Genomic DNA, 19076 nt, shown 5'->3' on the forward strand with positions numbered 1-19076 from the left:
CTATTCTTCGGGGTCTAGCCGCACCAGTGCTACACCCGCCTCGACCTGATCACCAGCCTGCGCCAGAACCTCGGCGACGGTGCCATCACGCGCGGCAAGCAGGCTGTGCTCCATCTTCATCGCTTCGAGCACGGCAAGGCGGTCGCCTTTGGTGACCTTCTGGCCAACCGTAGCATCCACGACACGGACAAGGCCGGGCATCGGGGCCTCGATCAGGTTGCCGTCGCCATGTCCGCCCGCAGCTCGCGCAAGCGGGTCGATGACGTCAAATACCAAGCCGTAACCGTCAAACACCGTCACGCGCCCTGCTGCGACAGAAACCGCGGCCGCGTGTTGCCCGCCCACAGACCAGCGCCCGCCGATCCGCTGCGCGATAACTTCGGTCCCGCCCACGGACCAGACTTGATGATCGGACGATACCACCTGCACATGCAGCAGATGATCCTCGCCGCCCCAGGTCAAGCCGACTTCACGGCGCAAGGGCTGCCACAGGGTGAATCCTGCCGCCTCGATCGGGTCCAGCAAAGACAGCGCCGCCATCCCCGCAAGGGCTGCATGGCGCGGCTGAACCTCGGGAGCTTGGGTTAACGCTTCGATATCGCGTCCGATCAGGCCGGTATCCACATCCCCCGCTGCAAACCCTTCATGCGCCGCCAACGCGCCCAAAAACGCAAGGTTTGTCACCGTCCCCGCGACCTCGCACCCGTTTAGGGCTGCGCGCAACCGCGACAAGGCGATCTCGCGCGTGTCTCCATGCACGATTACCTTGGCGATCATCGGATCATAGAACGGGCTGATCGTATCGCCTGCGCGCACGCCGCTGTCGGCACGACACGCGGGGGTAAACTGCAAATGGGTCAACGTGCCCGTGGCGGGCAAGAACCCTTTAGGCACATCCTCGGCATAGAGCCGCGCCTCGAACGCGTGCCCTCGGATCGACAGGTCTTCCTGCCGCAACGGCAACCCTTCGCCCGCAGCAACCCGCAACTGCCACGCGACCAGATCGACGCCGGTAATGGCCTCGGTCACGGGATGTTCCACCTGCAAACGGGTGTTCATCTCCATGAAAAAGAACCCGTCTGTCTGCAACCCGCCAGAGCCGTCGACGATGAATTCGATTGTGCCTGCACCGGCATAGCCGATTGCCTCGGCTGCTGTGACCGCTGCCTGCCCCATCGCCTCGCGCATTTCGGGCGTCATGCCGGGGGCCGGAGCTTCTTCGATGACTTTCTGATGCCGCCGCTGAAGCGAGCAATCGCGTTCAAACAGATGCACGGCTTTGGACCCGTCGCCAAAAACCTGCACCTCGATATGACGCGGCTTGGTGACGAATTTCTCGACCAGCACATCCGCATTGCCAAAGGCCGTCTTGGCCTCTGAACGCGCGCTGTCCAGCGCCGCCTGAAAGCCGTCTGCCGCTTCGACCAGTCGCATGCCCTTGCCGCCGCCTCCGGCGACCGCCTTGATCAGAACAGGATACCCGATCTTGTCTGCCTCTGACGCCAGCAAAGCATCGTCCTGATCCGCCCCGTGATACCCTGGCACAACTGGCACACCTGCCTTGATCATCAACGCCTTGGCCGCATCTTTCAGCCCCATCGCACGAATGGCTTTGGCTGACGGTCCGATAAAGACCAGCCCCGCCGCTTCGACCGCATCCACAAAATCGGGATTTTCGGACAGAAACCCATAGCCAGGATGGATCGCCTGTGCGCCGGTATCCAGCGCGACCTGAATAATCACCTCGCCGCGCAGATAGCTATCCGCAGGGGAAGACCCGCCGATATGCACGGCAGTATCCGCCATTGCCACATGTTTCGCCGCGCGGTCCGCGTCTGAATACACCGCCACACAGCGCACCCCCATTGCCTGCGCTGTCTCCATGACGCGGCACGCAATCTCGCCCCGGTTCGCGATCAAAATTGTATCAAACATCAGGCGTAATCCTCGATCAGAGTGAAGCGCTCGCACATCAGCTTCATGTCGGGCTTGAAGCCGCCGGTCCGGTGGAAATACGCTTCGTACTCCGCGCGCCAGTGGTCCAGATCCCTGAACTCGCCCTGTGCTGCGACAAATTCGGCATCTACCTCGTTGAACCTTCGGGTCGCGACCTCGACCGTTTCAATCATCACCGCCGGTGTGCCGTCCCAATTCAGCGCGATATCGCGACGGCCCACCTCGGGGTAGGCATCGCCACCTGCGCCATAAGCAGAGGCCGCCTCGCAGGTGGCTGTTTTCTTGCCCGCACGCACGAGGGCGATAATCTCGGCGCAAACGGTCGGGTTGTCACCAAACCGGAATGTCTCCGCTTCCGGATTGGCATCGACGATCTGTTGCAATGTTTTTGTCATAGCGTTTCCCCTTACATCCGGAACACGCCAAAGCGTGTATCCTCGATCGGCGCATTCAAACTTGCCCGCAGCGACAGCGACAGCACCTCGCGGCTGTGGCGCGGGTCGATCACGCCGTCATCCCAAAGCCGCGCTGTCGCATACAGCGGGTGCGACTGTTCTTCGAACATATCAATCGTGGGCTGCTTGAAGGCCGTCTCTTCTTCCTCGGTCCAACTGTCGCCGGCGCGTTCAATGGCGTCCCGTTTGACCGTGGCCAGAACGCCCGCCGCCTGCGCGCCCCCCATGACCGAGATGCGCGAGTTGGGCCATGTCCACATGAAGCGCGGGGAATAGGCGCGCCCCGCCATGCCATAGTTACCGGCCCCAAACGACCCGCCCACCAACATGGTGATCTTGGGGACGTTGGTAGAGGCCACGGCCGTCACCATCTTGGCCCCGTGCCGCGCGATGCCTTCGTTCTCGTATTTCCGCCCGACCATAAAGCCGGTGATATTTTGCAAAAAGACCAGAGGGATTTTGCGCTGCGAACAGAGCTCTACAAAATGCGCACCTTTCTGGGCTGATTCCGAAAACAGCACGCCGTTATTTGCGACGATCCCCACGGGACAGCCTTTGACATGGGCAAAACCGCAGACGAGCGTCTCACCAAAGCGGGCCTTGAACTCGTCAAAGCGACTGCCATCGACCAGCCGCATGATGACTTCGCGGATGTCATAGGGCGTGCGCAGATCAGCGGGGACCACGCCGAGCATCTCGGCCGGATCATAGGCGGGGTCTTCGGCGGGTTGCCACTGCACGTTCATCGGGGCCGCGCGGTTCAGCCCAGCCACGGCACGACGCGCAAGCGCCAGCGCATGGGCGTCATCCTCGGCCAGATAATCCGCCACACCTGACAGACGGGTGTGCACATCGCCCCCGCCTAGATCCTCGGCGCTGACCACCTCGCCCGTAGCGGCCTTTACCAGCGGCGGTCCCGCCAAAAAGATTGTGCCCTGTTCTTTGACGATGATCGACACATCCGACATCGCGGGCACATAGGCACCGCCCGCAGTACACGAGCCCATGACCACCGCGATCTGGGGGATGCCCTTGCCGCTCATCCGCGCCTGATTGTAGAAAATCCTGCCAAAGTGGTCACGGTCGGGAAAGACCTCGTCCTGATTGGGCAGGTTCGCGCCGCCACTATCGACCAGATAAATACAGGGCAGATGGTTTTCCTCTGCGATCTCTTGGGCGCGCAGGTGTTTCTTGACGCTCATCGGGAAATAGGTGCCGCCCTTCACTGTCGCATCATTGCACACGATCATGCAGTCGATGCCCTGCACCTTGCCGACACCCGCGATTACACCCGCCGCTGGGGCCGCCCCGCCATAGAGCCCGTGGGCCGCCAGTGCCCCGACCTCAAGGAACGGCGATCCGGGGTCGAGCAGATTGGCCACCCGTTCGCGCGGCAGCATCTTGCCGCGGCTCACGTGGCGGGCGCGAGATTTCTCGCCGCCGCCCAGTTCCGCCGCATCCGCCGCCTTGCGGATGGTTTGCAGCGCGGCCAGATGCGCGGCCTCGTTCGCCTTGAAGCTTTCGGACGAGGGCAAGGCTTGCGAAATAAGCTTCATGTCGGTCTCCTTGATCGGATGGAATGGGGGGGCGTCAAAGTCAGGTTCTGCATTACGCAGCCCCTTCGGCAGCGGCGCGGGCCTTGAGCTCGCGGCGGATCACCTTGCCTGTGACGGTCATTGGCAAAGCGTCCAGAAAGGCCACCTCGCGCGGGTAGGAATAGCTGGCAAGGCGGGTCTTGACCCAGTCTTGCAGGGTCTGTGCGTCAACGGTCGCACCGGATTTGCGCACGACATAGGCTTTAACGATCTCGGTCCTCAGCGCATCAGGCTTGCCGACGACACCGCAGGTTGCGACATCGGGATGGGTCAGCAGGCAATCCTCGATCTCTGCCGGACCGATGCGATAGCCGCTAGAGGTGATCACATCATCCTCGCGCCCGACAAAGCGCAGGTAGTCCCCGTCGAACACGCCGCGATCGCCGGTCAGCATCCAATCGCCGCGATATTTCTGCGCCGTTTCATCGGGGCGCTGCCAATAGCCCAGCATCATCGACGCCGATCCCTTGCGGATTGCGACATCGCCTTCGTCTTTTGTCGGATTTCCCTCCACGTCCAGCACCGCGAGATCATGGCCTGGAACAGGTTTTCCGATACATCCCGGGCGGGGTGGAAACTGGCTGCCTGCGCTGGTGGCGACCATGTTACATTCGGTCTGGCCGTAGAATTCGTTGATGGACAAGTCAAAGGCCTGTTGGCCCCACGCCAGCATCTCTGCCCCCAAAGGCTCCCCGCCCGATGCGACGGACCGCAGACCCGCAATCTCGGCTCCTTCGGCTTTGAGCATCCGCAGCGCGGTTGGCGGAAAGAACACGTTACGCACATCGCCGTCCCGGATAATACAGGCGCAGGCCTCGGGTGAGAATTTAAGCAACCGCGCGGCGACCACCGGCACACCAAGTGCCAGCGCCGGCATCAGCACATCAAACAGCCCGCCGATCCATGCCCAATCCGCCGGGGTCCACAGGCAATCGCCGCTTTGCCCCAAAATATCATGGCTCAGCGAGACGCCAGGCAAGTGGCCTGTAAGCAGCCGGTGCCCATGCAGCGCGCCCTTGGGTGGACCGGTTGTGCCAGAGGTATAAATCAGCACCGCCGGATCGTCAGGGCCGGTGTCGGCAAAGACGACAGGGTCGCCCGCCACGCCGACGCTATCCGCCATTAACGAGGTTGCCAGATCCCCCAGCAGATCGCGCCCTTCGGCATCGGTCAACACCAGCGTCACACCTGCATCGCGCACCCGCGACGCAAGCGCATCATGTTTGAAGAGCTTGAACAAAGGCACTGAAATCGCACCGATTTTCCAGATCGCCAAATGGGCAGCTGCGCACCATGGGCTTTGCCCCAGCAGCACGCCCACACGGTCGCCCGCCCGCACCCGTTGCGCCAAGGCACGGGCCAATCCGTCAACCATATCGGACAGCGCGCCAAAGCTGACATCGTGCCGTGCATCACCCGTCAGATCAATGATCGCCAGCTGCGCGGAATCCTGCGCCAGACATTGCGCCGCCATGTTCAGCCGCGCCGGAATATCCCATGCGCCCGAACGGTCCAGTCCTGGCAGGGCGCGGGCCATCAGTCTTCCCACACGTCCAGCGACAGCGCCTGACGCGCTGTCTGCTCCATCAGGCAGCTGATCGCAGCTGGCCCCTGACCTGTGCCGCCTTGCCATAGCGCCGCCTCATAGGTGCAGGCTTTGTCACGAAATTCGATCCAGGCGCGTTGCATCTCGCGCAGGGCGTCGGCCACACCGGCTCTGTCTTCGGAAGCGGGTACCGCATCCGCATCCCTTCGTTTTGCCTGAACCATCACAGCGGCGTAATTGTCATTCAACCGCTGGTCCCAGAATTGCAGTTCGCGGTCCAGACAGCCGCCCATGCCGTAGGTGCTGCTTCCGCCTGGCGTATCCTCCATACACTGGTTCGCCGACGCGCCCGCGCAGGCCAGCTTTGCCGCATAGCCCTCTGCGTCGGCCAGACAGAGCTCTGTCCCGCGATCGCTATACTGCAGGTCCTGCGCGGCAAGCGGTGCGGCGCATAGCATCAAGGCGAGCGCGACGCGTTTCACGCCATCGCTCCCATCATCTCGCGGCCCACCAGCATACGACGGATTTCCGAGGTCCCTGCCCCGATCTCCATCAGCTTGGCGTCGCGGAAGATACGGCCCACGGGGTTGTCAGACAGATAGCCCGCGCCCCCCATTGCCTGCACCGCCTGATGCGCCTGTTTCATCGCTTCTTCGCTGGCATAGAGACAGCAGGCGGCGGCATCGGCGCGGGTCACATCACCGCGGTCGCAGGCCTTGGCGACCTCGTAAACATAAGCACGGGCAGAATTCATCGCGGTGTACATATCCGCCATCTTACCCTGCATCAGCTGGAAGTTCCCGATGGGCTGCCCGAACTGCTTGCGCTCGGCCATATAGGGCATGATCTCGTCCAGACAGGCGGCCATAATCCCAAGGCCAATGCCTGCCAGCACCACACGTTCGTAGTCGAGCCCCGACATCAGCACAGCCACGCCGCGCCCTTCTTGGCCCAGAACGTTTTCGAACGGGACTTCGACGTTGTCAAAGATCAGTTCGGCCGTGTTGGACCCGCGCATGCCGAGCTTGTCGAAATGCTGACCGGTTGAGAACCCCTTCATATCTTTCTCGATCAAAAAGGCGGTGATGCCTTTTGATCCGGCGTCGGGGTCGGTCTTGGCATAGACGACCAGCGTGTCGGCATCGGGGCCATTGGTGATCCAATATTTGTTGCCCGACAGGCGGTAGTGGTCATTGCGCTTTTCGGCGCGTAGCTTCATCGACACCACGTCGCTGCCCGCAGAGGGTTCGGACATCGCCAGCGCGCCGACATGTTCGCCAGAGCACAGACCCGGCAGGAATTTCGCCTTCTGCTCGGGGCTGCCGTTCAAGCGGATCTGGTTGACGCAAAGGTTGCTGTGCGCGCCGTAGGACAGAGAGACCGAAGCAGACGCCCGCGCGATTTCTTCCACCGCGACGGTATGCGCGACATACCCCATACCAGAGCCGCCGAATTCTTCTTCAACCGTCATACCCAGCAGACCAAGGCTGCCCATCTCTTCCCAAAGCTCGGGCGGGAATTCGTTTTTGGCATCAATATCAGCGGCCATGGGTTTGACCCGCTCTTGCGCCCAACGGTGCACCATGTCGCGCATCTCGTTCACATCATCGCCCAAATCGAATTTCATGGTGGTGTTGAACATATAACCCTCCCCCCGAGTTTATTGAACAGTTGTTCATTACACTACACTTCTCGCGGATTCGGTCAAGCAAATGTCGCACGACCGTGGAACTGTAACCGCATCGCTAATGTTAGCACTGTAACACATTGCCGAAAGGACGCAGCGATATGAGCACCTCGATGAAGAAAGAATTCTGGGACCGCATTGATGAAACCCGCATCGGGATGCTGGCGACAGATACAGCCCGCGCCATCCCCATGAGCCACTATGCCGACCATGACGCGAACTGCCTTTGGTTCATCACTGCACGTGATACCGATCTGGCGAAATCGGCCCAAACGGGTGCCGCGGCCGAATATCTGGTGACCAGCAAGGACGAACATCTCTACGCCCGCATCGACGGCACCGTTCAGGCTGTGACCGACCCTGCCAAACTGGACGACCTGTGGAACGCCTTTGCCGCTGCATGGTTCAAGGACGGGCGCAAGGATGACGACGTGCAGCTCGTGCGCATGGACCTGAAACAGGCCGAGGTCTGGTTGACCGGCGGCAGCCTGTCGTTCCTCTATGAGATCGCCAAAGCCAACGTGACCAAGCAGGTTGCAGATGCAGGCGAACACGGGACGATCCGGTTCTGAACACCGAGTGTTGAACAGACCACCATGTCACAGAAAGGGGCCGGCACATGTCCGGCCCCTTGGCGATTGAGCCCGAGGCGGTGGGATCCGACCGCTTACCCCTGCTGGAATACCGCCGTGACCTCTGCGCGAATGATCCGTGCGATCAGCGCGCAATCGTCCAGCGAGAATGTTAGCGGTACGCGCATGTCGATGATGCTGGAAAGCACCGCATCGCTAGCGGGCAGCACGGGGGATTTGGCGTAGCGCCATGAATCATAGCGGCTGGTGAAGCCGACAGGTTCTGCGCCGCCGAACCACTTAAGCTCCACGCCGCGGGCGGCACAGCGTGACAGGACGGCTTTTATAGCTGGTGTTTGCCAGCCTGATAGCAGGAACTGAATGGATGACCCGACAAAGTGTTCTGCGTCGGGGCGGCTGATCACGGTCAGCCCAGGGGTATCGCGCAAGCCGTCCTCTACGACCTGATACCGCGCATTCCACTTTCCAATCTGAGCATCGAGCCGCCGCAGCTGCGGACGCAGGATCGCGGCGCGCAGGTTATCCATCCGGCCAGAGATATTGGGCGTATCGTATTTGATCGTCTCGAAGGTTTCTGGCGGGGGGCCGGCGACATGCCGATCAAAAAGCATATAGGACCCCGAAAGCATGATCGCCCGCGCTGCCACCTCGGGATCATCGGTGACCAGCAGTCCGCCCTCGCCTGCGTTAACATGTTTATACGTCTGGCACGAATAGCATCCCACAGCCCCACGCCGCCCCGAAGGCACGCCGTTCCAGCTGGCCCCCATGGTATGGGCGCAATCCTCTACCACCGTGACACCGGCGGCATCACAAAGCGTCATCAGTGCGTCCATATCGCAAATGTGACCCCGCATATGGCTTAGCAGCAGAACCCGCGCCTGATCCAGTTTGCCGGCGAGGTCCTCCAGATCGATCACAAGCCCTTCTGTCACATTGACAAAGACAGGCTCCGCCCCGACCGCGGCAATCGCACCGGGCACGGGGGCGAGCGTAAAGGCGTTGGATAGCACCCGGTCTCCCGGTTTGACGCCGACAGCCCGCAGGGCGGTGGCGATGGCATAACCGCCCGAGGCCACGGCAAGGCAGTATTGTGCGCCCACCATCGCTGCGAATTCCTGCTCCAGCAGCGCGGCCTCGGCGGTTTCGCCCTGAACGGTGTTATAGCGGTGCAGCCGTCCGTGGTGCATAACGGCGACGGCGGCGTCTATGGCATCCTCGGGGATCGGCTCTTGCTGGGTAAAGCTGCCGGTGAACACCTCGGCCATGTTTGCTACCATGTCAGGCTGCACCGATCAGACGGGTCACGATATCAGGCAGGTCGTCATAGTGATTCAGCAAGGCTTCGGGGGCCAGTGCCGCCATATCGTCGCCCGAGGGGCCAAAGGACACCAGAATGCAAGGCACCCCCGCCGCGCGCGCCGTCTCGCGGTCGGTATTGGTATCCCCCACCAGCAAGCATAGCGCCGGATCACCCCCGGCACGGCGAGCCGTTTCGAACAGATGTTCGGGATCCGGCTTGCGCATCGCCAGCGTGTCAGCCCCCACCATCGCGCCAAAGGCATCACGCACGCCGAGCCTTGTCAGCAGTGTATGGGCCAGCGCTTCGGGTTTGTTGGTGCAGATTGCCACGCGGTAGCCTGCGGCTTTCAACGCCGCTACTGCCTGCATCGCGCCGGGGTAAAGCACCGTATGGGTGTCGATCTCGCGGCCATAGGCCTCGAGCAGCATAGGGTAATAGCGGTCGATCGTTGCTTCGTCCTCAGCCCGACCCAGCCTTTCCATTCCCAAACGCAGCATCGCGCGCCCGCCCTTCAAAGCCGTGCCAGCGTCGGTTTTCACATCCAGAACATCACCCTCGCCCATATCCCGGAAACACGCATTGGCCGCGGCAATCAGGTCACCGCTGGTGTCTGCCAAGGTCCCGTCGAGGTCGAATACTACCGTTTTCATCGGCATTCCTTTGCTGAATGTATTGCAGGCGGAAATCTTCTTTGATGACCCCTAGCCTTGCGCAAAATCGTCAACAAGGTAAAGAGAGCGGACATTAAATTGATTAAAGAGATTATACATGGAAGTCGCACTGATCCTTTTGGCCGCAGGCAAAGGTACCCGTATGCAATCGGACCTGCCAAAGGTTCTGCACGCCGTCGCCCACGCACCGCTATTGGAACACGCTATGGCCTCTGGCGCGGCATTATCGCCTGCCCGTACGGTCGTTGTTGCAGGTCACGGTGCCGATCAGGTGCGTGCCGCAGCCCAAGCATTTGACGATGAAGCGCAGGTTGTGGTTCAAGAAGAGCAGCTTGGTACCGCCCACGCCGTCGGTCAAGCACGCGAGGCGCTGGCGGGGTTCGAAGGCACGGCTATCGTTTTGTACGGCGATACGCCTTTTGTGCAGACCGAAACCCTCGAAAAAATGTGTGACGCGCTGAAGTCGAACGATGTCGTTGTGCTGGGCTTCGACGCTGCCGATCCTGCGCGCTATGGCCGGCTGGTGATGCAAGGCGACAGCCTGGATCGCATCGTCGAATACAAAGACGCCACAGATAAAGAGCGCGCGATAACGCTTTGTAATAGCGGCGTTGTTGCTTGCAAATCTGATCTATTGTTTGACCTGATTGACGCCGTTGGCAATGACAACGCGTCGGAAGAATACTACCTCACCGACATCATCGGCATTGCACGGGATCGCGGGCTCAAAGCCACTGCTGTCACCTGTGACGAGGTCGAAACAATGGGCGTGAATTCCCGCGCTGATCTGGCCGCTGCCGATGCCGCGTTCCAATCGCGGGCCCGTGCGGCGATGCTGGAAGACGGCATCACGCTGATGGCCCCCGATACAGTCTATTTCGCACGCGATACCTATATCGGACGCGACACGGTGATCGAACCCAATGTGGTCTTTGGACCCGGCGTGACGATTGAATCCGGTGCCACCATCCGCGCGTTCAGCCACCTTGAAGGGTGCCATGTCGCCCGTGGTGGCATCATCGGCCCCTACGCCCGTCTGCGCCCCGGTGCGGAGCTGTCCGAGGATGTGCGCATCGGCAATTTCGTCGAGGTGAAGAACGCGCAGATCGCCGAAGGGGCCAAGGTGAACCACCTGAGCTATATCGGCGACGCAACCATCGGTGCCAAAGCCAACATCGGCGCGGGCACAATCACCTGCAACTACGACGGCGTGATGAAGCACCATACCCATATCGGGGCCAATGCCTTTATCGGGTCAAACACCATGTTGGTGGCTCCCGTGCATATCGGCGACGGCGCGATGACAGGATCAGGATCGGTGATCACGTCGGATGTAGAAGCAGACGCGCTGGCGCTTGCGCGCGCACCGCAGGTAGAAAAACCCGGCATGGCCCGGAAATTGTTCGAAATGTTAAAGGCCAAACAGCAGAGAGGCAGCTAATCATGTGTGGTATTGTCGGTATCCTTGGCCAACACGAAGTTGCGCCTACCCTCGTCGAAGCCCTGAAACGCTTGGAATACCGCGGCTATGACAGCGCCGGTATCGCCACGGTTGACGCAGGCAAGCTGGACCGCCGCCGGGCAGTCGGAAAGCTGGTAAACCTGTCAGACCTGTTGGTGCATGAGCCGCTGGCTGGCAAGTCAGGCATTGGCCACACCCGTTGGGCCACCCATGGTGCCCCCTCTGTCACCAACGCCCACCCGCATCAGGCGGGACCCGTGGCCGTCGTGCACAATGGTATCATCGAAAACTTCCGCGAACTGCGGGCTGAGCTCGCCGAGAACGGCGTGGAATTCGTGACCGAAACGGACACGGAAACCGTTGCGCTGCTCACCCAGAAGTACATGGCAGAAGGATTAGGCCCGGTGGACGCCGCAACCAAGACCATCGCACGGCTGCACGGGGCCTTTGCGCTGGCGTTCCTGTTTGACGGCGAAAACGATCTGATGATCGGCGCACGCAAAGGGGCCCCGCTTGCCGTGGGCTATGGCGACAACGAGATGTATCTGGGCAGCGACGCGATTGCCCTGTCGCCGATGACAGACCGCGTGACCTACCTTGAAGAAGGCGACCGCGCCGTCCTGACCCGTACGTCGGTCAAAATTTTCGACGCCAATGACGCGCCTGTCGATCGTGTGGTTAAGAAAATCAGCCTCGACACCACCCGCATCGACAAAGCCGGCCACAAACACTTTATGGCGAAAGAGATCGCCGAACAGCCCGCCGTCATCGGCGAGGCGCTATCGCGCTACCTGACCACGGACGGAGAGATCATGCTGCCCGATCCGGGCCTTGATTTCACCAAGCTCGACCGGATCACCATGGTCGCCTGCGGGACAGCCTTTTACGCTTGTCTTACGGCGAAATACTGGTTCGAGCAGATTGCACGCCTGCCCGTTGAAGTCGATGTGGCCTCGGAATTCCGGTACCGCGAACCGCCGATTTCTGACCGCACGATGGCCCTGTTTGTCAGCCAGTCCGGCGAAACCGCCGATACACTCGCAGCCCTGCGCTATTGCGCGGGCAAGGCTGATTTGATCGCCTCGGTTGTGAATGTCACTGAGTCCTCGATTGCACGTGAAAGCAATCTGGCGCTGCCGATCCATGCGGGCGTAGAGGTCGGCGTTGCATCCACCAAAGCGTTCACCTGCCAGTTGACCGTCCTGTTCCTTATGGTGCTGAAAGCCGCCGTTGACCGCGGTGCAATCACCAAGGAAGAGCTGGCAGACTACGTCTCAGGCCTGCGGTCCATGCCGTCGCTGATCAACACAGCGCTCGAGCAAAACGGGGCACTGCGTGACGAGGCCTACAAGCTGTCTTCGGCACGCGACGTGCTGTTTTTGGGGCGCGGCGCGATGTTCCCCCTTGCCCTTGAGGGTGCGTTGAAACTGAAAGAAATCAGTTACATACACGCCGAAGCTTATGCATCCGGAGAGCTAAAGCACGGCCCCATCGCGCTGATTGACGAAAACGTTCCTGTGGTGGTCATGGCCCCAAACGACGCGTTGTTCGATAAAACCGTCAGCAACATGCAAGAAGTTATGGCGCGCAAGGGCAAGGTCATCCTGATCTCGGACCGCGCAGGACTGGACGCAGAATCCGAAGGCACATGGGGGCAGATCGAAATGCCGCCGGTTGCAGATGCGCTCGCCCCGATCCTTTATGCCATCCCTGCCCAACTGCTGGCCTATCATACTGCCATCGCCAAGGGGACAGATGTCGACCAACCACGCAACCTAGCCAAATCGGTGACCGTAGAATGAACCTAGCCCCCTATATGGCGCAGCTGAACGCATTGGCTAACCCCACTGCGGTGGACAAACTGCACAGCGCGCACAAGGTGGATCGCCCCTATCTGGGCGTGACCAACCCGCAGATCAACGATCTGACCAAAACCTGGCGGGCCGAGCTGTCGTTGGCTGACCGGATTTCGCTGGCGGACGCGCTGTGGCAGACTGACATTTTCGAGGCCCGGCTCGCGGCCGCGAAACTGCTGACCCAAGCCCGCTTGCGCCCCGATGACGAAGCGGCGTGGCAGTTGATCCAAAGCTGGGTGCCCGATTTTGACAGCTGGGCCATCGCCGATCACGCCTGTATGGCCGCGCAAAAGCGTTTGCTTGCCGATCCTCAGCGTCTGGATGTGGTCGAAAGCTGGACCCAATCCGGAGAGCTTTGGTCAAAGCGCGCAGCCTTGGTCGCCACATTGCCATGGACCAAGCAGAATAACCCAAAACCCGAAGAGCTGGACGCGCGCGAGCGTATCCTTGGCTGGGCGGCGGGCTATCTGCCGGTCAAGAACGGCATCTTGCAAAAGGCCATCGCCTGGTGGGTACGCGACCTCAGCCGTCATGATCCAGCGCGGGCGGCAGAGTTTATCGAAGCCAACCGCACACATCTCAAGCCTTATGCGATCAAAGAGGCAGCACGGTATCTGCCTGACTTCCCGCTTGAAGCAGCAGCCGATGACACCGACGCAACGTCGGAAGACTGAAATTGCAAGGCTGATCCTGAACGAGAACGGGCGTCCAAGGTTTTCCTCGGACGCCCGTTTTGCATTTGATGTTATGGGACGGCGAGTTACCCGTTCGTTGACACTTCGACCTTGGTCAGATCCGTCAGCGACGCCCCGATCAACCGCAATGCAGACAGTGACATACGGCTGCCGCCCGATGCAGGTCCGTCCAGCGGGATCAGCTCTACGGTAGAAGATTTACCAGTCGCGGGGTTGGTCACGCGGCCCTGCATCTCTGATTTTACCAGCGGCGTTTTCAGCCACAGCCCCGGTTCCGTCGCACTGCCAAGCGAGGCCACGGTCGTGCCAAGCGACTTGGCCCCCGAAGCTGCGGGTTTGGACGCCTCGGCGCGTTGTTCAGCCGTCGTGGTATCCAGGGCATCCGCCGTCCGCGCAGCTGCAGGCGGGCGTGGCGCAGTGGTAGCCGGCGACGGGGTCGCCGTTTGGCCCGTTTCCACATCAGGTTCTGCTGCAACGGCGGGCGTAGTTTCGTCGCCGGCCTTGTTACCCAGACCCATACGATCCGTTACGCCGGCACATCCGGCCAGACCCACGACAGCGATACCTAAAATAAAATAATGTTTCATGCGATAAATCTAACCATCCAACGAACCCGCTTCAATCTCCTAAATGCTACTTGCCCCGCGATGGGCCGATGTTTACCTATGACATATGAATGCACCTTTGATTGACCCGTTCGCCCGCGCTATCACCTATCTGCGCGTCTCTGTTACAGATCGCTGTGACTTTCGCTGTGTTTATTGCATGTCCGAGAATATGACCTTCCTGCCCAAAAAGGAACTTCTGTCTCTGGAAGAGCTGGATCGGCTGTGCACCAACTTTGTCGATCTCGGGGTGCAAAAACTGCGCATCACAGGGGGCGAGCCTTTGGTGCGCAAGGGGATCATGACCTTCTTTAACAGCATGACCCGCCATCTGGACGCCGGCACGCTCAAAGAGCTGACGTTGACGACCAATGGCAGCCAGCTCGAGCGTTACGCCGCCGACCTTTATGCCGCCGGTGTGCGCCGCGTGAATGTGTCGCTGGACACGCTGGACGATCAAAAGTTTGCCGATATCACACGCTGGGGCCGCCTGCCCCAGGTCCTGCGCGGTATTGATGCTGCGCAAAATGCGGGGCTGCGGGTCAAAATCAACGCCGTGGCGCTGAAGGGCTTTAACGAGGCCGAGCTGCCCAGCATGACCGCGTGGTGTGCCGACCGCGGCATTGATCTGACGTGGATCGAGGTGATGCCCATGGGCGATCTCGGGAACGAGGACCGTCTGGGTCAGTACTGGTCCCTCAAAGACGTGCGCCGCGCCTATGAGGATCATTATACAGTCACCGATCTGGCAGAGAACACTGGCGGGCCTGCGCGTTATGTGCGGCTTGAAGAGACCGGTCAGAAGATCGGGTTTATCACGCCGTTGTCTCATAACTTCTGCGAAAGCTGTAACCGCGTGCGGATCACCTGCACGGGCGAGATCTACATGTGTCTGGGTCAGGAAGACGTGGCCGACCTGCGTGCGCCTTTGCGCAACCACCCCGAAGATGACGCCCCCCTAAAAGACGCCATCCGCGCGGCGATCAGCCTAAAGCCCAAGGGCCATGACTTTGATTATTCACGGCAAAAGCTGGATGGGCAGATGCCCCGCCACATGAGCCACACAGGCGGCTGACCCGACCGTGTCCGCACCTTTCCTGTACCGCGCCTGGGTTCTCGCCAGTCGCTGCCTGATCCCCTTTGCCGCCAGCGCAGAGGCGCGAAAATTGCACGGGCAAGATGTGCCCGCCGCCCGCGCGGGCGAGAAACGCGGTATTGCAACGCTGCCGCGCCAGACGGATGGAAAACTGGTCTGGGTCCACGCTGCCTCGGTCGGGGAAAGCCTGTCGGTGCTGGCGTTGATCACCCGCATGGGCATCATGCTGCCCGACGCGCAATTCCTGATCACATCGGGCACCGCGACCTCGGCCAAGCTGGTGGCGCAGCGTCTGCCGCCGCGCAGCGTGCACCAGTTCGCCCCGCTTGACGCGCCCGGCCCCCTTAAGCGCTTTTTGTCGCACTGGCGGCCCGATGCCGCGATTTTTGTCGAAAGCGAGATTTGGCCCCAGATGCTGCGCCGGACCCATGCGACAGGTGCGCCGATGGCTTTGGTTAATGCGCGGATGTCTGATAAGACCGTGGATTTCTGGGAGAAATGGCCCCGCACAGCCCGCTATCTGTTTGATGTCTTTACGCTGATCCTGACCCAGAATGACGCGATGGCACGCAATATGATACGCATGCACGCCCCTGCCGATCGCGTCTCGCGCGGGGTGAATCTAAAATCTATGGCGGGCCCTCTGCCGGTCGACGACAAGGCGCTTGCGCGGGTGACCGCGGCGCTTGACGGGCGGCCCGTATGGGTTGCCTCCTCGACCCACGAAGGCGAAGAACGCACCGTCCTTGCGACACACCGCAAGCTGTTGCGCGACCTGCCCGATCTATGTCTGATCCTTGCCCCCCGTCATCCTGAACGCGGCGACGCGATCGAGGCGCTGGCCCATGATGCTGGCTTGACCGTCCAACGGCGCAGCCGCGGCGACGCGCCGGGCGGGCAAGTCTATCTGGCGGATACGCTGGGTGAATTGGGTCTGTGGTACAGCCTGTCTGACGTGGTTTTTCTGGGCGGCTCTCTTTTGCCCATTGGCGGGCACAACCCGTTCGAGGTGGCGCAATCGGGCGCGGCTGTGCTGTCAGGCAACCATGTCGCGGCGTTTGCAGAGACCTATGCGCAGCTTGAAACCGAAGGGGCCGCGCGGATTGTGGCGGATGGCGAAGACCTGACCGCCCGCGTCCTGTCGCTCTTGACCAATCCCCAAGAGCGCGCGACGATGACCGCCGCCGCATCCCGTTTCATCGCCGCGCAGGACGACCAGCTGGATGCGATCGCCAGCCGTCTGATCACCACTCTCAAGTTGGATACCCCATGACCCACCCGCTTGCCCGCACCGATGTGATCGCCCCGAACTTCAAGCGCCGGCTGAGCGGCGTCACCGCCACTGTGATGCGGCTGGTGCCGGTGCAATCGCGTGACATATCGATCGTGGCGACCGGTCCTGTCGTCCCCGAGGACGTGCCACAGGTGCCTTTATTGTCGCTGATCACCATGTCGCGGCTGGGGCCATCAGCCTCTGGTTGGCGGGTCTGGCACGCGCGGCGCAACGTAGAGATGCTGGGCGGGCTGGCGCTGCGCTATCTGCTGGGCAAACGGCTTAAGCTGATGTTCACCTCGGCCAGCCAACGCGAGCAGACCGGCCTGACGCGCTGGCTGATCCGGCGGATGGATACCGTGGTTGCGACCTCGGACCGGACCAACGCCTATCTGGAAAACCCCGGCCATGTGATCATGCATGGCATCGACACCGAAGGTTTTGCCCCCTCGCCCGACCGCGCCGCCTTGCGCGCCGAGCTTAAGCTGCCAGTGAACGCGACGCTGGTGGGCTGCTACGGCCGTATCCGCGCACAAAAGGGCACCGATGCCTTTGTCGAGGCGATGCTGCCCATCCTGCGGGACAATCCCGATGTCGTGGCCCTTGTGATGGGGCGCGCGACCGAGAAATACGAAGCCTTCGAGAAAGGCCTGAAAGACCGCGCCCGCGCCGAGGGCCTGTCGGACCGGATGCTCTTTCTGCCAGAAGTACCCGTAGGCGATATGGCCGATTTCTACCGTGTGCTGGATCTGTATGTCGCGCCGCAACGCTGGGAAGGGTTCGGACTGACCCCGATCGAAGCGATGGCCTGCGGTGTGCCAGTCGTCGCCACCCGTGTGGGCGCGTTTGAAAAGCTTGTAGTGCAAGGCACAACCGGCCTGCTGGTGGACCCAGACAATATCCCCGCGCTTGAGGCCGCGACACGCGATGCCCTGTCTGACCGGACGCGTCTGGCCGCGTGGGCAGAGGCCGGGCGCAGCTATGTCGTGTCGGATTTTTCGATTGCGCGCGAAGCCGCGGCATTGGTCAAGATTTACCGTAAACTGCTGGCGGCATAGGGCGCGGGTTTCCCCACGCCCCATGCGCATGAGCTTTAGCCGATTGGCATACGCTGTTCGGCGATACCTGCCCACCAGCTGCAGCCAGCAGGGATGATATCGTCGTTAAAGTTATACATCGGGTGGTGCACCATCGCGGTGTCGCCATTGCCGACCAGAATATAAGCACCCGGGCGCTCTTCGAGCATAAAGGCGAAATCCTCGCCGCCCATGACCAAGGGTGCTTCGTCACATTGCCCTGAGATACCGCGTGCGACATCCGCCGCGAATTCGGTTTGCGCGTCGTGGTTCACCATCACCGGATAGTTGCGCACGTATTTGACCCGTGCCGTCGCGCCAAAGGTGGTGGCGATGCCTTCGCAAATCTCTGTCACGCGTTTTTCTGCAAGATCGCGCAGGTCGTTTGACAAAGTGCGCACGGTGCCCAGCAGGTTCACCCGCTGCGGGATGACGTTGAACGCCTTGGAGGAGGATTCAATCGAGGTGATGGACACCACGATATTGCCCACAGGGTCCGCATTTCGGCTGACGATGGTTTGCAGCGCGGTGATGATATGCGCGGTCACAACGCCTGTATCGATGGTCTCATGCGGCTTGGCAGCGTGGCCGCCCAGACCTTCGACCTCGATCTCGAGCAGATCGGTGGCCGCAAAGAACGGGCCAGGGCGAATGCCGAACTGACCTGCGGGAATACCGGGCCAGTTGTGCATGCCATAGACCTCTTGGATGCCCCAGCGGTCCATCATGCCATCTTCGCACATCTCGCGCCCGCCGCCGCCCCCTTCTTCGGCGGGCTGAAAGATCACCACGACCGTCCCGTCAAAGTTCCGCGTTTCGGCCAGATACTGCGCCGCGCCCAAAAGCATCGCCGTGTGGCCGTCGTGGCCGCAGGCGTGCATCGCGTTGGGCGTCTTGGAGGCATAGTCCAACCCGGTTTGCTCGTGGATCGGCAGCGCGTCCATATCTGCGCGTAGCCCGATGACCTTGCCCGACGCGGTGGAGTTGCCCTTGATCACGCCGACAACGCCGGTACGCCCGATGCCTTCGACGACTTCGTCACAGCCAAAGGACCGCAGCTTTTCAGCGACGGTGGCAGAGGTGCGATGCGTCTCAAACAAGATTTCGGGGTGTTCATGCAGGTCACGTCGCCATGCGGTGATGTCGGTGTGCAATTCGGCAAATCGGTTCTTAACGGGCATTTTCGAAGTCCTTGAGGGTCTGGGGG

At 61.1% G+C, this 19076-nt stretch carries 17 protein-coding genes; 7 read left to right on the forward strand and 10 right to left on the reverse strand.

Annotation, left to right across the window (positions count from 1 at the left end; genetic code table 11):
- Genes BLQ98_RS07000 through BLQ98_RS07025 form a run of 6 tightly spaced genes read right to left on the reverse strand, consistent with a single transcriptional unit; the run spans position 1 to position 7194 of the window.
- A complete protein-coding gene (locus tag BLQ98_RS07000) occupies positions 1–1935 on the reverse strand; it encodes an acetyl/propionyl/methylcrotonyl-CoA carboxylase subunit alpha (RefSeq protein ID WP_093732625.1) in 1935 nt (644 codons plus the stop codon).
- A complete protein-coding gene (locus BLQ98_RS07005; RefSeq protein ID WP_093732626.1) occupies positions 1935–2351 on the reverse strand; it encodes an ASCH domain-containing protein in 417 nt (138 codons plus the stop codon). Before BLQ98_RS07005 ends, BLQ98_RS07000 begins: the two co-directional genes overlap by 1 nt.
- 11 nt (positions 2352–2362) lie before the next feature.
- Positions 2363–3967, reverse strand: a complete 1605-nt coding sequence (locus BLQ98_RS07010) for a carboxyl transferase domain-containing protein (protein WP_093732627.1) — start codon at positions 3965–3967, stop codon at positions 2363–2365.
- A 52-nt stretch (positions 3968–4019) separates the two neighbouring features.
- Entirely contained in the window at positions 4020–5543 is a 1524-nt protein-coding gene (locus BLQ98_RS07015) for an AMP-binding protein (RefSeq protein WP_093732628.1), read from the reverse strand.
- Positions 5543–6034 (reverse strand): lysozyme inhibitor LprI family protein, encoded by a 492-nt coding sequence (locus BLQ98_RS07020; RefSeq protein WP_093732629.1) that lies wholly within the window; start codon positions 6032–6034, stop codon positions 5543–5545. The genes BLQ98_RS07015 and BLQ98_RS07020 overlap by 1 nt, the downstream gene beginning before the upstream one ends.
- A complete protein-coding gene (locus BLQ98_RS07025; RefSeq protein WP_093732630.1) occupies positions 6031–7194 on the reverse strand; it encodes an isovaleryl-CoA dehydrogenase in 1164 nt (387 codons plus the stop codon). The genes BLQ98_RS07020 and BLQ98_RS07025 overlap by 4 nt, the downstream gene beginning before the upstream one ends.
- Positions 7195–7340: 146 nt before the next feature.
- On the opposite strand from BLQ98_RS07025, the gene BLQ98_RS07030 reads away from it, so the two are divergent.
- Positions 7341–7811 carry a pyridoxamine 5'-phosphate oxidase family protein gene (locus tag BLQ98_RS07030; protein ID WP_093732631.1) on the forward strand — a complete coding sequence of 157 codons (471 nt, stop codon included), beginning with the start codon at positions 7341–7343 and terminating at the stop codon, positions 7809–7811.
- Positions 7812–7906: 95 nt separating this feature from the next.
- Here the strand turns inward: BLQ98_RS07030 and BLQ98_RS07035 are convergent, their stop codons facing one another.
- Complete coding sequence (locus BLQ98_RS07035; RefSeq protein WP_093732632.1) at positions 7907–9100, reverse strand: DegT/DnrJ/EryC1/StrS family aminotransferase; 1194 nt, start codon at positions 9098–9100, stop codon at positions 7907–7909.
- 13 nt (positions 9101–9113) lie between these two features.
- On the reverse strand, positions 9114–9785 hold the full coding sequence (locus BLQ98_RS07040) for an HAD-IA family hydrolase (RefSeq protein WP_093732633.1): 672 nt from the start codon (positions 9783–9785) through the stop codon (positions 9114–9116).
- Between the two features lie 118 nt (positions 9786–9903).
- Here BLQ98_RS07040 and glmU point away from each other — a divergent pair, with 118 nt between their 5' ends.
- Genes glmU through BLQ98_RS07055 form a run of 3 tightly spaced genes read left to right on the forward strand, consistent with a single transcriptional unit; the run spans position 9904 to position 13798 of the window.
- The gene (gene glmU, locus BLQ98_RS07045; RefSeq protein WP_093732634.1) at positions 9904–11247 is read left to right on the forward strand and encodes a bifunctional UDP-N-acetylglucosamine diphosphorylase/glucosamine-1-phosphate N-acetyltransferase GlmU; all 1344 of its coding nucleotides are present in this window, start codon (positions 9904–9906) and stop codon (positions 11245–11247) included.
- 2 nt (positions 11248–11249) lie between these two features.
- Positions 11250–13070 (forward strand): glutamine--fructose-6-phosphate transaminase (isomerizing), encoded by a 1821-nt coding sequence (gene glmS / locus BLQ98_RS07050; RefSeq protein WP_093732635.1) that lies wholly within the window; start codon positions 11250–11252, stop codon positions 13068–13070.
- Positions 13067–13798, forward strand: a complete 732-nt coding sequence (locus tag BLQ98_RS07055) for a DNA alkylation repair protein (RefSeq protein WP_093732636.1) — start codon at positions 13067–13069, stop codon at positions 13796–13798. The genes glmS and BLQ98_RS07055 overlap by 4 nt, the downstream gene beginning before the upstream one ends.
- 86 nt (positions 13799–13884) lie before the next feature.
- Here the strand turns inward: BLQ98_RS07055 and BLQ98_RS07060 are convergent, their stop codons facing one another.
- A complete protein-coding gene (locus tag BLQ98_RS07060; protein WP_167354518.1) occupies positions 13885–14406 on the reverse strand; it encodes a hypothetical protein in 522 nt (173 codons plus the stop codon).
- 85 nt (positions 14407–14491) lie between these two features.
- On the opposite strand from BLQ98_RS07060, the gene moaA reads away from it, so the two are divergent.
- Genes moaA through BLQ98_RS07075 form a run of 3 tightly spaced genes read left to right on the forward strand, consistent with a single transcriptional unit; the run spans position 14492 to position 17851 of the window.
- On the forward strand, positions 14492–15499 hold the full coding sequence (gene moaA / locus BLQ98_RS07065; RefSeq protein ID WP_093732637.1) for a GTP 3',8-cyclase MoaA: 1008 nt from the start codon (positions 14492–14494) through the stop codon (positions 15497–15499).
- A 7-nt stretch (positions 15500–15506) separates the two neighbouring features.
- Entirely contained in the window at positions 15507–16793 is a 1287-nt protein-coding gene (locus tag BLQ98_RS07070) for a 3-deoxy-D-manno-octulosonic acid transferase (protein WP_093732638.1), read from the forward strand.
- Entirely contained in the window at positions 16790–17851 is a 1062-nt protein-coding gene (locus BLQ98_RS07075) for a glycosyltransferase family 4 protein (RefSeq protein ID WP_093732639.1), read from the forward strand. The genes BLQ98_RS07070 and BLQ98_RS07075 overlap by 4 nt, the downstream gene beginning before the upstream one ends.
- A 35-nt stretch (positions 17852–17886) precedes the next feature.
- Here BLQ98_RS07075 and BLQ98_RS07080 read toward each other — a convergent pair whose 3' ends face one another.
- Entirely contained in the window at positions 17887–19050 is a 1164-nt protein-coding gene (locus tag BLQ98_RS07080) for a M20 aminoacylase family protein (protein WP_093732640.1), read from the reverse strand.
- Between the last annotated feature and the right edge of the window lie 26 nt (positions 19051–19076).

It is taken from the genome of Sulfitobacter litoralis, assembly GCF_900103185.1.
GTDB classification, from domain to species: Bacteria; Pseudomonadota; Alphaproteobacteria; order Rhodobacterales; family Rhodobacteraceae; genus Sulfitobacter; species Sulfitobacter litoralis.

Bases quoted from the DNA above. Each gene is read 5' to 3' on its own strand.
- BLQ98_RS07055 (WP_093732636.1), top strand. From the start codon at position 13,067: ATGAACCTAGCCCCCTATATGGCGCAGCTGAACGCATTGGCTAACCCC.
- glmU (WP_093732634.1), top strand. From the start codon at position 9,904: ATGGAAGTCGCACTGATCCTTTTGGCCGCAGGCAAAGGTACCCGTATG.
- BLQ98_RS07060 (WP_167354518.1), bottom strand. From the start codon at position 14,406: ATGAAACATTATTTTATTTTAGGTATCGCTGTCGTGGGTCTGGCCGGA.
- BLQ98_RS07080 (WP_093732640.1), bottom strand. From the start codon at position 19,050: ATGCCCGTTAAGAACCGATTTGCCGAATTGCACACCGACATCACCGCA.
- BLQ98_RS07000 (WP_093732625.1), bottom strand. From the start codon at position 1,935: ATGTTTGATACAATTTTGATCGCGAACCGGGGCGAGATTGCGTGCCGC.
- BLQ98_RS07030 (WP_093732631.1), top strand. From the start codon at position 7,341: ATGAGCACCTCGATGAAGAAAGAATTCTGGGACCGCATTGATGAAACC.
- moaA (WP_093732637.1), top strand. From the start codon at position 14,492: ATGAATGCACCTTTGATTGACCCGTTCGCCCGCGCTATCACCTATCTG.
- BLQ98_RS07075 (WP_093732639.1), top strand. From the start codon at position 16,790: ATGACCCACCCGCTTGCCCGCACCGATGTGATCGCCCCGAACTTCAAG.
- BLQ98_RS07005 (WP_093732626.1), bottom strand. From the start codon at position 2,351: ATGACAAAAACATTGCAACAGATCGTCGATGCCAATCCGGAAGCGGAG.
- BLQ98_RS07010 (WP_093732627.1), bottom strand. From the start codon at position 3,967: ATGAAGCTTATTTCGCAAGCCTTGCCCTCGTCCGAAAGCTTCAAGGCG.
- BLQ98_RS07035 (WP_093732632.1), bottom strand. From the start codon at position 9,100: ATGGCCGAGGTGTTCACCGGCAGCTTTACCCAGCAAGAGCCGATCCCC.
- BLQ98_RS07015 (WP_093732628.1), bottom strand. From the start codon at position 5,543: ATGGCCCGCGCCCTGCCAGGACTGGACCGTTCGGGCGCATGGGATATT.
- BLQ98_RS07040 (WP_093732633.1), bottom strand. From the start codon at position 9,785: ATGAAAACGGTAGTATTCGACCTCGACGGGACCTTGGCAGACACCAGC.
- glmS (WP_093732635.1), top strand. From the start codon at position 11,250: ATGTGTGGTATTGTCGGTATCCTTGGCCAACACGAAGTTGCGCCTACC.
- BLQ98_RS07025 (WP_093732630.1), bottom strand. From the start codon at position 7,194: ATGTTCAACACCACCATGAAATTCGATTTGGGCGATGATGTGAACGAG.